We start from the raw sequence: 14763 nt of genomic DNA, 5'->3' as shown, positions 1-14763 counted from the left end.
ATAGCAGTAACGCACTCACCTGCAGTGATAAGCACGTTACTAAGCCGTGATATACGGGCAGTTAAGTTGTTTAGTCTTGTAGCGCAGCATCCAATTTTTCTTTTAAGTCATTTGATAACTTAGGCAATGACTGCAATTTAACTAACTCTGATCTCATTAATTTTTGATGTCTTGGTGCAAAACTTTTATATTGAATAAGTGGGGTGATCAGTCTTGAAGCAACTTGTGGATTAATTTCATTTAATTTTGCAATTTGCTCGGCTAAAAATTGATAACCTCGCCCTGTTGGACAATGAAAATACTTAGGGTTATTCATCGTAAAAGCGCCAATTAAAGAGCGAGAGCGGTTTGGATTTTTCAAACTAAATTGTGCATGCATCAATAAGTCATCAAGTTGCGAAAAAATATCCTCACTCACCACACTAGCATTTAAGGCGAACCATTTGTCCATCACTAATGTCGTTTGTAGCCACTTCATCTCAAAATGTTGCAGTTGCTGCTTTAAGTCCACTAAGTTGTGTTTTGCTGAGCACGTTAACGCGGCCAAACTATCCGTCATATTTTCTTGGAGAATGTCATCATTATTCGTCGCTTGCTGATATTGCTGAGTGACTAAATACTGATATTCAGGTAAATAACTTAATAAAGCTAAACAAACATTTTTTAAGGCTCGATTAGCAACTAGGTTAGCTGATGACTGGTCTAGCTGTTGGCATGCTTGATAGCTAGCCAGTAATTTTTCTTGGCTGCCTTGGGCAATAAATAATGATAATGCCGTTATTGCCCTAGTCAGCGCAATGGGGTCAACCTCAATCATCAAGCTAGCGGCTTCATCAAAACTAGGTAATAATAATTGTTCCGCAATAAAAGCACGATCACCATCGCCCGTTAACATCTCGTTAATGGCAATAAGTAACTCATTAGGGATGACATAATCAGCATCAAAGGTTAGTTGTTGGATATATGACATTAACAGTTTTTGCCCTGCGTCCCAGCGACAAAAACTATTATTAGCTTGCTTAATAATGGTGAGTAAACTGGCATCGTCTTGCTGAAAAATCAATTTAACCGGCGCACTAAAGTCGCTAAGCATGGCTAAAGTCGGTTTACTGCTAAAGCCGTTAAATTGCCAACTTTGCTCTGTTTGTGTCAACTCTAGTAATTCACTTTGCCCTGCATGGTTTTCACTGATTAATTCAATTTTAATAGGTATATGTAACGCTTGTGGGTTTTGTTGGCTCTTAGTTACCGGTGATTGCTGTGATAAAGTTAAGCTATAAAGCTTTGTTTGTTCATCATAGCTTTCTTGTACTTTAATTACCGGAGTACCCGACTGGCTATACCATAATTTAAATTGAGATAGATCCTTAGCACTGGCATCGCTCATAGCGTTGATAAAATCATCACAAGTGACAGCCATGCCATCAAAACGAGCAAAGTATAAATCCATGCCTTTTCTAAAGTTATCTACACCAATTAACGTATGCAGCATACGAATAACTTCTGCGCCCTTCTCATAAACAGTTAAGGTATAAAAGTTATTCATTTCCACGACTTTTTCAGGTCGTATCGGGTGCGCCATGGGCCCAGCATCTTCAGCAAACTGTTGCGAACGTAATACCCGCACATTTTGAATACGGGTCACTGCACTTGAATGCATTTGTGCACTAAATTGCTGATCCCTAAAAACCGTTAAGCCTTCTTTTAAACTCAATTGAAACCAATCACGACAGGTGACGCGATTGCCAGTCCAGTTATGAAAATATTCATGGGCAATCACAGCTTCAATATTAAAATAGTCGGTATCTGTCGCGCATTGACTATCTGCCAGCACATATTTGGAATTAAAAACATTTAAGCCTTTATTTTCCATCGCACCCATATTGAAAAAATCTACCGCGACAATCATGTAGATGTCTAAGTCGTATTCAAGACCAAAAGTCTCTTCGTCCCAAGCCATAGATTTTTGTAATGACACCATGGCATGTTTAGCTTTGGCTAAATTACCTTTATCAACAAAGATCTCTAGGGCAACTTCACGTCCTGATGCCGTGGTAAAGGTATCGGCAAGTAAGTCAAAAACTCCGGCAACCAAAGCAAACAAATAGCAAGGTTTGGGAAAGGGGTCGTGCCAAGTAACAAAGTGTTTGTTATTCGCTAAGTCACCCGCGGCCACTTTATTACCGTTTGATAATAAAGTGGGATATAACGTTTTATCGGCGATAACTTTAGTGGTGAACGTCGCCATGACATCGGGTCTATCCAGATAATAGGTGATCCGACGGAAGCCTTCGGCTTCACATTGAGTACAAAATGCCTCGCCAGATTTAAACAGCCCTTCTAATGCGGTATTTTCCTGGGGATTAATCTCGGTAGTAATAGTGAGAGTAAATTTATTACCGTCCGGTAAGCTAGTGGCCGGTATGGTCAGTAACGTATCACTGAGCTGATATTGTTCTTTACTCAAGGCTTGTTTATCAAGCACTACGGATACTAGCGTTAAATGCTCACCATTGAGTTGCAACGCTTGTTTATTATTGCTTTGTCGCTCTATGCTCAGCTCACTAATAACTTGGCTACAAGTATCATCTAAGGTAATGATTAGGTTTACTGTCTTAATCATAAAGTCAGCTGGTCGATAGTCAGCTAAAAATCGTGGTGCGGTGTCTGATAAAGAAGATGACATAATAGAGCCCTGCTGTGGAAAGATAAATTAAAATTAAGCCGTCGCGTTACAGCTATGACGTGCTAGTTACTGTTTGGCTTACTTTTTTAGAGAGTGTCTTGATATTAAAACCAATAAAGCCATAAACAACCGCAAGAATAGGATTAATCCAGTTAAAGAAACAATAAAACATATAATCCAGTGGGCTGACCATCAAGACACCCGACATATAAACCGCACAGGTATTCCACGGAATAAGCGGTGAAGTAATGGTACCCGCATCTTCAAGGGTACGACTCAGTACTAAGGGATCTAAACCTCTTTTTTCATATTCATCTTTATACATGCGACCGGGCATAACAATAGCCATGTATTGATCAGCCGTTAATAAGTTAGTACCGATACAGGTGGCAACGGTACTGGCTATAAGACTACCCGTTGATTTAGCAGACGCTAAAATCACATCAACAAATTTTTTCAGCATGCCTAAATGCTCTAACACCGCACCAAAACTTAATGCACACATGATTAACCACACCGTATTTAACATGCTAGACATACCACCACCACTGAGTAGGTCATTCAATTCACTATTACCGGTTTCAATACTGACACCATCAAAAAAGGCGGTCCATACCACCATGATATTAGCGGTAAGTACGTTCGTTTCTCCATTGGCTAAACGTAAAATAAGCTCTTGTTGAAAAATTACCGCCCATAAGCCACCAACCAAGGCACCAATAGCCACCGCAGGAAATGCCGGAACTTTTTTAATGGCTAAAACAAGTAAAACCAATAAAGGCACTAAGTTAAACAAAGACAAATTGAACTGCTCACTAAGTTGTTGGCTTAATAAGTCAATGGACTGATCGTTACTGCTGGTAGTTTCATTAAAGCCTAAAAATAGAAAAATTATCAATGCCGTGGCAATAGAGGGCATAGTGGTCCAAAACATATAACGTATGTGGGCAAACAACTCACTACCGGCAATCGCAGGAGCTAAGTTGGTGGTCTCTGATAAAGGTGAAATTTTATCACCAAAGTAAGCGCCAGAAATAACCGCACCCGCGGTGATGGCTGGTGATAAACCTAAACCTTGCGCTATACCAATCAAGGCAACACCAATAGTTGCCGCTGTGGTCCAAGAGCTACCAATACTCATTGACACTACCGCACACATGACACATGCCGCAGCATAAAACCAGGCAGGGTCTAATATCATCAAACCATAATAAATCATGGTAGGAACTGTTCCGGATAACAACCAGGTACCAATGAGTGAACCAACGGCGAACAAAATAAGAATTGCCCCTAATGACAGAGAGATACCATGGATAATGGCTTTTTCAAGCTCGTGCCAGTTATAACCATTTTTTATCCCTATCACTACGGCTACGCCCATGGAAATAAGCAGTGCTATTTGATTAGGCCCATATGAAGAGCTATCACCAAAGTAAGTTACCGCTAAAGTAAGTAAAGCAATCAAGGTGATAACAGGAATAAAAGCATCTAACATAGTGGGCTTTTTATTTTGATTTAACTCGGACATGAAATGTAAACCCTTTCTTATTGTAGTTATTTAACGGTAAAGTGATTTGATTATCGATAGGAAGTGAAAAAGCAAAGCCGCCTCAATGGGCGGCTTTGCTGTTGTTGTTCAGGTTATTTTTTGGCAATTTTACCCAAAGAGATAAAATCAAAGGTTATACGAGCCGCTTCATCTAAAAATGGGTCTAGATCATCGAGTTCATCCGATAAATCATCTAAATCGGTTATTTTAGCTTTACCTAAAAGCGCAAGTTGCTCATTAACACGCACTAAACGTTTACTTTTTCGTTGTAGACGTTCAGCTTGACGGGTAGCAAAATTTAATGAAATTGTTTTATTATCTTTTTCTGCTTGGTATATAGTAATATCTTCGAGTAAATAATTAAATTCAGGGTTATCCTTTATACGCTGCTGATACAGTGACGTTAAATAGTCGATATCGCTACCTAAGTCATTTAACGGCGTATATTTAGCTCGCTCAATTTGATCCCAAGGCAAGGCGTTTTCTTCTTTACTCTCACCCCAGTCTTCTGGGTCAATCGCTGTAGGAAAAGCAATATCGGGTAAAACACCCCGATGTTGTGTACTACCACCATTAATGCGATAGAATTTTGCAATGGTATATTGAATACTGCCTAATGGCTTGTCATATAAGTCATAGACACGACCTAAACCTCGGTGTTGCTGAACCGTACCTTTACCAAAGGTATGTTCACCAATAATAACACCTCGACCATAATCTTGAATGGCGGCAGAAAATATTTCAGAAGCAGAAGCACTGTAGCGATCTACCATAACCGTTAACGGGCCATCAAAAAAACTAATGCCATCTCTATCACTTTGTACCTGAATACGGTTGGCACCATCCCTAATTTGAACAACGGGACCTTTATCGATGAATAAGCCAGTAAGTAAGGTTGCTTCAGGTAATGAACCGCCACCATTGCCACGTAAATCAACGATAATCCCCTCTACTCCCTGTTCTTGGAGTTTGGCGATTTCTTTTTTAACGTCTTTAGACAAGTTGTTATAGAAACTTGGAATGGTGATAACACCCAATTTTTTGCTGTTGGCATCATCTGAATTTTCTAAGTAAAGCTCAGATTTTGCTGCTCTGTCTTCTAGTTTAATGATATCACGAACAATAGAGACCACCTTAATATTCGCTTCATCATCACTGTCGCCTGATAATATTTGTAAGCGTACTGTGGTCCCCTTTGAGCCTTTGATTAACTCAACCACATCATCTAAGCGCCAACCAATGACGTCTTCAAAATCTTTTTCACCTTGAGCAACGCCAACAATTTTATCTTTTGCTTTTAGCTGCTTTGATTTATCCGCTGGACCACCGCTAACAATACGGTGGATGACAGTATAATCTTCAATTGAACGCAACTCTGCACCTATGCCCTCAAGGGATAAATTCATATCAACTTGAAAACGTTCGGCATTACGAGGTGATAAATAAGAAGTATGGGGTTCAACTACCCGAGCAAAGCTATTCATCACCAGTTGAAAGACATCTTCACTTTCACTCTGCTTTAAACGCTTTATCGCGTAATTATAACGTTTATTTAACACTTCTTTGATCTTTGGCCATTTTTTATTGGTTAGTGTCAGATTTAACACATCTGATTTCACCTTTAAGCGCCATAATTCATCCAGCTCAGCCACACTTGCCGGCCAAGGAGATTTTTCACGATCAAAAGAGTAAAGCTCTTCTTTGGTGAAATCGAACGGGTTTTTATCATCTTTAACAGCCAATAAGCTAAGCGCATACTGATATCGCTCTAGACGCCTTTGCATATTTAAATTATAAATATCATAAGCTATAGCTAACTTTCCACGGGTAAGTACAGTGTCAAATTCAAGCCGATATTTTTGAAAGTCATCGATATCCGTCGCTAAGAAAACATTACGGGCATAATCAAGCTGTTTTATATAGCGATCGAATACCTCCGCTGACAGGGCATCGTCAATGACAACTTTCTTATAATGTGCACGGGTAAATCGTGCCGTAATACGCTTGCTTGCTGTCGCATGCTGAGATTCAGGCATCAGCACAGGCAGCTCTTCCGGGGTATGTGGTTTTTCAAACGCAATGGCGCTGACTGACAAACCTAACGATATAGATACGGCGAGTGCGATACGACGAAATTTTTGCATGCATTTACTTCCTATTCAATTTCTATGTGACTTAACTATCTTGCTAAGCCTGCCGCCACGTTAGCAGTGACGACATTTTTACTGCTATATGTAGATATTTTTTAGCTGAGTCTTAATAATCATACCAGAGTCGAGTTGCACACTAACATCTTTACCAGAAATTTCAGTGATAGTGGCTTTCATTGGTGAATTACCTAACTGCACTCTAATGCTACTACCTACTTTGATTGTAGCTGATTCAACCGGTTTAAGTGGCGCAACGGCTTTTTTAACCGCTGTTTTACTGGCAGACTTCACCGATTTAAACTTAGCTGCATCAGGTTTTTTATCCGCTGACTTAGCACTCGCGGCATCTGTAGAGCCTTGCTTACCTTTATATGACTTTTTACCCTCGCTGTCTGTCGCTTTTTTGTTACCAAACTTTTCTTGGCTTTCTTTTAGCGTTTTGCTGGCATAAGCTGCTTGCTCAGCATCTATTTCAGCGACGTCATTACCGTCAACATCAACACGAGAAGTACCAAGCTTGATGGTTTTAAGGTAACGCCAACTACTGGTATAATGTCTAAGTGCTTGACGTAAACGTGTTTTACTAACAGTTTCATCATCGTTAAGCTTTGCTGCTAGGTCTTGGAATATACCAATCTTAAGCGGCTTAACCGGGCCTTTAATCGAAAAACACTCGGGAAATTTTTCGGCTAAATAGGCAATAATATCTTTTGTACTTGTACGTTTAATTTCAGTTTCCATAAATACACTTTTTTTACAATTTAAATTAAATTAAGCTAACTTAATTATCAACTAGAATCACTCTGATAAGAGCACTCTAACAAGAAAATAGCGCCATGTTTATCTTTCTTTATTCTTCAGATTTAAGATGTTGCTCTGGATTATCAATCACATGCTTACACCAATCATATATATCTTCAGTTTCGATATCAACAATCACGTCTTGGCATATCCAAGTATCCCAAATCAGATCCAATAACTGTTCTAAAAGTTCCGTTTCGATATCTTCGTCAGCTAAATCATACATAGTATGATAAAACTCATTCATATTCTCAGTAACTTCTTCTGCTTGACCATCCCAGTCGCCAACAAGTTCTTGGGTAACTAGATAGTCATGAATGACCACAAATTCTTTCATTAAAACTTCACTTTTATGTTTTTACTGTCGGTATGATTTTCAATATTACTTTGATGTTACTTTTAATAAAATTACCTTTTAGTATCATTTTGAGCCGTTATATTCTGCTCAAATATTTTGACTATTGACATAATACCTTGTTCATCTTGCTGATCAAAGCGTGCAAATGCGGTGCTATCAATATCTAAAATAGCAACCACCTTACCCGCTACTTTCACCGGCACAACCAGTTCCGCATTACTACTTGCATCACAGGCAATATGGCCATCAAATTGATGTACATCAGCAATACGCTGCACTTCACCCGTTAATGCACAGGTACCACAAACGCCTTGCCCTAGTGGAATTCGAAGACAAGCAACCTTACCTTGAAAAGGACCCAGCACAAGTTCATCACCAACAAGGCGATAAAAGCCAACCCAATTCACTTCAGCTAAACGTTCAAAGAGTAAGGCACTGACATTGGCCATATTAGCAATAATATCAGATTCATTACTTATTAGTGCTTTAGTTTGCCCTAATAACTCATGATAAAACTCAGCTTGGTTACTCATTAAAACGCACCATTAAAGAAAGCTATAATAAAAAGCGCTAACATACCTAAAAACACGCGGTAATTAAAGCTTTTATCGAATAATTAGCTAACTATTATCAGTTAATCACTGTTTTTCTAATCTTCAAGGCTAAATTTAACCAAAACACGAGCCGTAATTGTTTGGCTACCAATTAATGATGTATGTGCTCTAGGGCTTGCATCACTCATCATTGCTTCAGCGTACATAGGTCGATAATGGTTACTTGCCAGCTCTTTAAGCAGTAATATTTGCCCTAAACTCCGCCCTGCTTGTTTGACCATACGCTGTGCTTTTTGTTGTGCATGGCTAATGGCTTTTAATAAAGCCTGTTGATAAAATTCATCTTGTCCCGCTACCGTCATAGACAGCGATGATATATGACTAACCTTTATTTTAATAATTTGTGTTAAAAAGCTATCATAATCCGCTAGTTCATTGAATTTCACCGTAATTTGTCGGCTTAATTCAAATAATGGCTGTTTATGAAGATTAGCCTTGTTAGTCTGCTGATTCACAGTTTGACCATCGATATAAATATTAGCTTGCCGCGCTTTATGCAATTCAATGCCTTGCACTTGAATTGAGGGCTTTTCTACCACAATACGTAAATTAACGCGGGCCGAAGAAATATTTGTCTCTTTAACTGCTAGGTTTTTCGCGGCATTGACCACTAAATTACTTTTTTTATCCACTAAAGCCTTTAATTTACTAGGCAGGCGACCCCGTTCGGTAATGGTTAAAGTTATTGAGAATTGATCCGGGATAACTACAACACTGCCCTGACCTGACACCTCTATGCCTGCCTGCTCAAAAGCATAAGACTGACTGGGCAGCAATATACACACTACGAAGGCAAAATAAGACGGCAATCGTTTAAGTGCGACAAAAGCACTTTTTATTTGAATCCAAGAATGAATAAAAGATAACACCTGCATGTTTGTTCCTTAAATTAAGCGGTTAAAGTAGACACTTATTACAGAGCAGCGCGCTGCTCTCATGGCTTAGTTTCATCGATAAAATCAATAAACTGTTCTTTTTCGTCACGACTTGCCTTTTGCCACCAGTATTTAAGCATGGGCACAGCGTCGACTTGATTAAGCACTTTTTTGTTGAAATCGTACTCAATTGTATCAAGTTTAATTGCGGTGTTACCACCCTGCGTGCTAACAACGGGCAATGACAAAGTAGTAATCACTTGATTGACCTTTTTAGTCAACTCATAGTCAGTTAACTTTTCTAGCGCTAACACAACTTCTTCTTTTTCTTCATCTACTAAGATGAGTTCTGGTGTTTTAACAAAACGTTCGGCTGCGGCTAAATCAGCAATATTGTTAGTCGATAACACTAGTGTTAGCTGTTTATCAACGGTAAATTTAACCACAAAGTAATCCGACTGCACTAGCCTTTCTTCAGCAAAGTCCAGATCTTCAAAAACATCTTTATATTTAACCACTAATACATGTTTTCCTTGCGATAATTCCATGATTTGTTTACTTGAAAAGAAACCATGCTCAACGGCTTTATCATCAATATCCCGTACTAGCAGATTATCAGCGATGGTTAGCTTAGTTGCACTGACGTTAAAGGTAAATAAACTGGAGAACAAGACACAGACACAAAGATAGTTTACCGGTGTGTTGTTGAAAAAAGCTGTACGGCGGCTGATGTGAAACAAGCTTGCCTCCCTTGTTAGTGATAATAAGTAATGACTCTTTATAAACTGCCTAGCAAATAAATTAAAGTAAAAAGATGTGATTAAGTTCGACATTAACTCAATCTCATGGTTATTATCGAATTAAGTTAATATGTAACGAGCAAACATGGATGGCAAGTAACTCGACCTTAGCAAAACTATTTATTAGTACCAGCAAACATATCAGCTTCTTAATTAGTCATATCGTCAAGCCTGACGATATTGATGATATCGTTCAAGAAACCTTTGTTAAAACCTATGAAGCTGATTTAAAGCAAGAAATTAAATATGTGCGCAGCTATATGCTAAAAACCGCAAAAAATCTGGCCTTAAATCATGTGGCTAAGTGGGATAATAAATATAAAGACTCGTTAGAGGATTTTGTAGATCCACCTGTGCAATTAACTAGCACTAAAGTTGAAGACGATTATGAAAGTAAAGAGCAGTTTTTATTTTTTTGTCGAGCAACCGAGCAACTGTCAGGTTCAGTGCGTAAATGTTTTATACTAAAGAAGGTTTATGGCTTAAGCCAAAAAGAAATTGCCAGTTACTTAAAGTTAAGTGAAAGCACAGTAGAAAAGCACATAGCACAGGGGCTACTAAAAAGTGCCCGGTTTATGGAACGAATGAACCATCCCCATGGTCATAGTCTCAGTGCTAAGGATAAAAAAGTAGCACAACCAACACCAAGCGCTCTAGTAAAAACCTCCGTCGGTAAATCGAGAAAAATGAATGGGTAATGTCAGCCAACTCTTTAGTCAAGAGTGCAAACAGAAAAATAATGATAATAATATCCAAGAACTTGCTTGTCTTTGGATAAGTCGTATGGACCGTGGTTTAACTGCGGTTGAACAGCAACAACTTGTTGTTTGGTGTAATCAAAATTCTCAGCATCATAGTACTCTGCTTGAAATGGCTTCTTTTTGGGATGATTTAAGTGTTTTACATGAGTTAAGCGCTTTATTTCCGTTAGCCCAGGCAAAAGTAGCCGGTAAACGCCATTCTTTGGCAACTATTGCCCTAGTAGCCAGTTTTGCCCTGGTCTCTCTAATAAGTATCAATACCCTAGTTAATGAATCTTTCTTACCCTTCTTGCCCTCATTGAATGAGCAAAGTTTAAGCCAAATTCAGACCTTAAAAACTAAAATAGGTGAACAAAAAAGTTTTACTTTACAAGATGGCTCACTGATCCAACTCAATACCAACAGCCATATAGAAGTTGCCTACAACGCCGAACAACGCCTTGTTACTTTAGTAAAAGGCGAAGCTCGCTTTGATGTTACTAAAGATAATAATCGGCCTTTCACGGTAATTGTTGGGGCAACATCATTCACCGCACTGGGTACCGTTTTTAATGTCCAATGGCATAATAACCAAGCGATGGAATTAGTGGTCACCGAAGGTAAAGTCTTAATCACCCAAGCAACAACATCGGTAAATGACCTTAAAGAAACCTTAAAACAGGCTAACACTAGCTTTGCTCCCGAGCAACTAGCGGCAACGTTAGTTGTTTCCGGTGAAAAAGCGCTAATAGCCGAGCATGCAACGTCAACTAGCACAACCCCCATAGAGAAAGTCTCTTTAGATCAAATTCACCGTGATTTGGCCTGGCAACAGGGCATGCTAATTTTCGAAGGGGAGCCTTTGTCCATGGCACTGGCTGAAATTAGCCGTTATACCACCAGTAGTTTTGAAATTGTTGATAGCGAGCTAGCTGAGATAAAAGTCGCGGGCTATTTTAAAGCCGATGATATTGACGGTCTACTATCATCCTTACAGAGTAATTTCGGTATTAATTTTAGTAAAAAACCCGATGGTACAATTTTACTCACTGCGGCTAACTAACCATCGCTATTTCTTAAAAACTTGCTATTTATTCTCTGTTTATCAGTTAAATAGCCGCTATATATCGCTGGCTATTTAGCCAAACATGCAACAAGATAAAACTAATATTAAAAATAATAAAATAAATTAGAGGATTTCCCCCTGCTTAGCTGTTTATTACTATTGCGCAGTTGGCGAAAGCAATTTCGTCTGAATCAAACCTCGCTCAGACATGCCTTGTTAGTGAATTTCACCCTAGTGGTAATGTTATTAACAACAAGCCATGTCAATGCTGAGGATTTTATTCGCTTTGATATTAATAAACAACGAGCTGATAAAGCCTTAATTGCATTTGCCCAAAAGGTCAATCAAACCATTATATTTTCTTTTGATTTGACCAAGCAACATCAAGCAAATTCATTAAAAGGTTATTATCCTATTACCTTCGGCCTAAAAAAATTATTACATGGCTCTGGTCTAGTCGCTGTTGTTAATAACTCTGGTCAACTGAGCATTCAAGTTGATTCACATAATAAGAGATATATAACAATGAAAAATAAAAGCTTACACGCCGCGCTAGTCCCCATTTTACTTGGTGCCGCTAGTCAAACAGTATTAGCTCAACAAACTGTACAAGTACAAGAAGAGGAAATAGAAAAAATAGCCATTGTCGGTAGCCGAGTGGCCGGTCGCTCGGTCGAAGACTTACCCGTACCCGTTGATATTTTAACGGCAGAAGCCTTGGCCAATACCGGTCAAACAGAAGTCGGTCGTATGTTACAAGCCATAGCACCATCATTTAACTTCTCGAGTTCATCGATCAGTGATGGTACCGATGCCTTACGTCCCGCAACATTAAGGGGTCTAGGCCCAGATCAAACCTTGGTACTCATCAATGGTCGTCGCCGCCATCAAGCCAGTTTAATTCATCTCAATACCTCTGTGGGTCGAGGCACTGCGGGTACGGATATGAACGCTATTCCTGCGGCTTCAATAAAACGCATTGAGGTATTACGTGATGGCGCCGCGGCACAATATGGCTCTGATGCTATTGCTGGTGTTATTAACATCGTCCTTAATGATGCCAGTGAAGGCGGTAAAGTCGCACTATCTTATGGCGAATATTCAGAAGGTGATGGTGAAACCACCAATGTCGATATTTCCAAGGGGTTTAGCTTAGGTGATAAGGGCTTTTTAAATACCACCCTAAACTTTAGAAACCGTGGTTTTACTGATCGCTCTGGCTTACATGGCTCATGTCAATTTTCAGGGTGTACCGACTTAGCTAACGGTGACTTATTATTAGGCGACCCACGCGAGGCAACAGCGACCCGTTCAACCTTTAGAATTGGCGATGCCGATTCAAGTCAATTTGCGTTAATCATTAATACCGGCTATGACCTAGGTGATGGTGAACTGTACGGTTTCTTGACTTATTCAAAGCGCGAGAATGAATCAGCCGCATTTTTCCGTCACAACAATAATGCCGGTGGTAATGCACAGCTACAAGATGGTGAGGCTACCATTTTGGCGGGTTTTTTACCGAAAATAAATACCGATATTAAAGATATTTCTTATAACTTAGGTTATCAAACAGAATTCTCCGATGGCTCAACTTTAGATTTTTCTTATACCTATGGGAAAAATAATATTGATTATGTGACCAGCGATACCATTAACTCTTCTTTTGCTAATGCGCTACGCTATACCTCAAGTTTAACCGCAGATGAAATTCGCGCCGCTATTCCACGCCAAGCATCGGCTTATGGCCTTGAGTTATCACTGCAAACCTTAAACCTCGATTATACCCAAGACTTTGATTTGTTTTCATTTGCCATGGGCACCGAAATTAGAACCGATGAATTTAAAGTCACTGCTGGCGATGAATACTCCTATCGTGACTATGATACCAATGAGGACGGCAGTAGCAAATATCCCGATGACCGCTCTGCCGGTACCCAAGGGTTTGGCGGCACTGCTCCTATGCAAGAAGTAGATGAAAGCCGTGATGTTATCTCTTTTTATCTTGATGCAGAAACTGAAATTATTGATGATTTAATTATTAGCGGCGCGGTACGTTATGATGATTACCAAGGTTTTGGTGACAGTACTAACTTCAAACTTGCCGCTAATTGGTCCGTTACTGAGTGGATAGCTCTACGTGGTGCTATAAGTACCGGTTTCCGTGCTCCGTCAATGCAGCAATTGTATACCGATAACATCAGTACGCAATTTCAAACCGATCCTAACAACCCTAACGGCGATCAAATTGCCGTACAAGTGGGCACTTTTCGTAATGACTCAAACCTAGCCAAAGCCATTGGTATTCCTGAATTAAAAGAAGAGGAAGCTAGCAACTTCAGTTTAGGTACGATAATCCACATTACTGACGAAATAAACCTAACCATTGATTGGTATTCAATCGATATAGATGATCGTATCGTGTTGAGTAACTCATTAGGGCAAGGTTTGTCACCGGCTTTAGATGCAGCGCTCATTGCCTCAGGCGCTGGTGCAGGTCAGTTTTTCCTTAATGGTGCCGATACTGAAACCAGAGGCATAGATATCATTGCCACCTGGAACACTGAGTTAATGGGCGGTGATTTTAGCCTAACCGCAGCGGCTAACTTTACTGAAACCGATGTGGTAAATATTTATACACCCGCAGACAGTGCTTTGGGCAGTATCGAGCCTAGTGACGTTTTTTCAAAACAAGCGGTCTCTATTATCGAAGAATGGCAGCCACAAGATAGGATCAGCTTAAACGGTTTCTATACTATCGGCGATATTAGTATCAATTTAGCCTTTAACCGCTATGGTGAATATACTATCACTGATGGTGGCACACAAACCTACGGCGCGGAAGTATTAACAGATTTTCGTATTAATTACCAAGTAACTGAACAGCTATCATTTAACCTTGGTGGCAATAACATCTTTGATGTTTACCCGGATAAAAACACCATAGGTAACTCACGTTCAGGCACTATAGTAGATGCTGATGGCAACGTTATTGTTAGTAGCCCTGGGGTCTTTACTTATTCACGTCGCTCGGCACCGTTTGGTTTTAATGGTGCCTTTTACTATGCTGGCGCTGAATTTAAGTTCTAGCCTTATCGAGTTATTTATTAGCGGTTATAAATAGCAC

General features: G+C 39.6%; 11 protein-coding genes. 3 read left to right on the top strand and 8 right to left on the bottom strand.

Annotated features, from left to right (window positions below; translation table 11 throughout):
- Nucleotides 1–70: 70 nt before the first annotated feature.
- The 8 genes from pepN to CMT41_RS08230 all read right to left on the bottom strand — a co-directional run bounded on the left by pepN (nucleotide 71) and on the right by CMT41_RS08230 (nucleotide 9773).
- On the bottom strand, nucleotides 71–2686 hold the full coding sequence (gene pepN, locus CMT41_RS08265; protein ID WP_058026991.1) for an aminopeptidase N: 2616 nt from the start codon (nucleotides 2684–2686) through the stop codon (nucleotides 71–73).
- Nucleotides 2687–2738: 52 nt separating this feature from the next.
- Nucleotides 2739–4214: a Na+/H+ antiporter NhaC gene (nhaC, locus tag CMT41_RS08260; RefSeq protein ID WP_058026990.1), complete on the bottom strand. Its 1476-nt coding sequence runs from the start codon at nucleotides 4212–4214 to the stop codon at nucleotides 2739–2741.
- A gap of 113 nt (nucleotides 4215–4327) precedes the next feature.
- Complete coding sequence (gene prc, locus CMT41_RS08255) at nucleotides 4328–6379, bottom strand: carboxy terminal-processing peptidase (RefSeq protein WP_058026989.1); 2052 nt, start codon at nucleotides 6377–6379, stop codon at nucleotides 4328–4330.
- An 84-nt stretch (nucleotides 6380–6463) separates the two neighbouring features.
- The gene (gene proQ, locus CMT41_RS08250) at nucleotides 6464–7126 is read right to left on the bottom strand and encodes an RNA chaperone ProQ (RefSeq protein ID WP_058026988.1); all 663 of its coding nucleotides are present in this window, start codon (nucleotides 7124–7126) and stop codon (nucleotides 6464–6466) included.
- Nucleotides 7127–7235: 109 nt separating this feature from the next.
- A complete protein-coding gene (locus tag CMT41_RS08245; protein ID WP_231733006.1) occupies nucleotides 7236–7511 on the bottom strand; it encodes a hypothetical protein in 276 nt (91 codons plus the stop codon).
- Between the two features lie 83 nt (nucleotides 7512–7594).
- Nucleotides 7595–8077: a GAF domain-containing protein gene (locus tag CMT41_RS08240; protein ID WP_058026987.1), complete on the bottom strand. Its 483-nt coding sequence runs from the start codon at nucleotides 8075–8077 to the stop codon at nucleotides 7595–7597.
- 116 nt (nucleotides 8078–8193) lie between these two features.
- Complete coding sequence (locus CMT41_RS08235; RefSeq protein ID WP_058026986.1) at nucleotides 8194–9033, bottom strand: SIMPL domain-containing protein; 840 nt, start codon at nucleotides 9031–9033, stop codon at nucleotides 8194–8196.
- Nucleotides 9034–9092: 59 nt separating this feature from the next.
- On the bottom strand, nucleotides 9093–9773 hold the full coding sequence (locus CMT41_RS08230; RefSeq protein ID WP_232300039.1) for a YccT family protein: 681 nt from the start codon (nucleotides 9771–9773) through the stop codon (nucleotides 9093–9095).
- 149 nt (nucleotides 9774–9922) lie between these two features.
- Between CMT41_RS08230 and CMT41_RS08225 the strand changes: the two genes are divergently transcribed.
- From CMT41_RS08225 to CMT41_RS08215, 3 genes are all read left to right on the top strand, one after another.
- The gene (locus tag CMT41_RS08225; RefSeq protein WP_058026985.1) at nucleotides 9923–10531 is read left to right on the top strand and encodes an RNA polymerase sigma factor; all 609 of its coding nucleotides are present in this window, start codon (nucleotides 9923–9925) and stop codon (nucleotides 10529–10531) included.
- Nucleotides 10524–11636 (top strand): FecR family protein, encoded by a 1113-nt coding sequence (locus CMT41_RS08220; RefSeq protein ID WP_058026984.1) that lies wholly within the window; start codon nucleotides 10524–10526, stop codon nucleotides 11634–11636. Before CMT41_RS08225 ends, CMT41_RS08220 begins: the two co-directional genes overlap by 8 nt.
- Before the next feature lie 243 nt (nucleotides 11637–11879).
- A complete protein-coding gene (locus CMT41_RS08215) occupies nucleotides 11880–14726 on the top strand; it encodes a TonB-dependent receptor (protein WP_083494353.1) in 2847 nt (948 codons plus the stop codon).
- Nucleotides 14727–14763 lie beyond the last annotated feature (37 nt).

The organism is Colwellia sp. MT41 (assembly GCF_001444365.1).
GTDB lineage: Bacteria > Pseudomonadota > Gammaproteobacteria > Enterobacterales > Alteromonadaceae > Colwellia > Colwellia marinimaniae.
The sequence above is the reverse complement of the archived record's forward strand: the minus strand, read 5'-3'. Positions and strand labels throughout refer to the sequence as shown.

Coding starts and splice junctions, on each gene's coding strand:
- proQ (WP_058026988.1), bottom strand. CDS start 7,126: ATGGAAACTGAAATTAAACGTACAAGTACAAAAGATATTATTGCCTAT.
- pepN (WP_058026991.1), bottom strand. CDS start 2,686: ATGTCATCTTCTTTATCAGACACCGCACCACGATTTTTAGCTGACTAT.
- prc (WP_058026989.1), bottom strand. CDS start 6,379: ATGCAAAAATTTCGTCGTATCGCACTCGCCGTATCTATATCGTTAGGT.
- CMT41_RS08215 (WP_083494353.1), top strand. CDS start 11,880: ATGTTATTAACAACAAGCCATGTCAATGCTGAGGATTTTATTCGCTTT.
- CMT41_RS08220 (WP_058026984.1), top strand. CDS start 10,524: ATGGGTAATGTCAGCCAACTCTTTAGTCAAGAGTGCAAACAGAAAAAT.
- CMT41_RS08240 (WP_058026987.1), bottom strand. CDS start 8,077: ATGAGTAACCAAGCTGAGTTTTATCATGAGTTATTAGGGCAAACTAAA.
- CMT41_RS08235 (WP_058026986.1), bottom strand. CDS start 9,033: ATGCAGGTGTTATCTTTTATTCATTCTTGGATTCAAATAAAAAGTGCT.
- CMT41_RS08225 (WP_058026985.1), top strand. CDS start 9,923: ATGGCAAGTAACTCGACCTTAGCAAAACTATTTATTAGTACCAGCAAA.
- nhaC (WP_058026990.1), bottom strand. CDS start 4,214: ATGTCCGAGTTAAATCAAAATAAAAAGCCCACTATGTTAGATGCTTTT.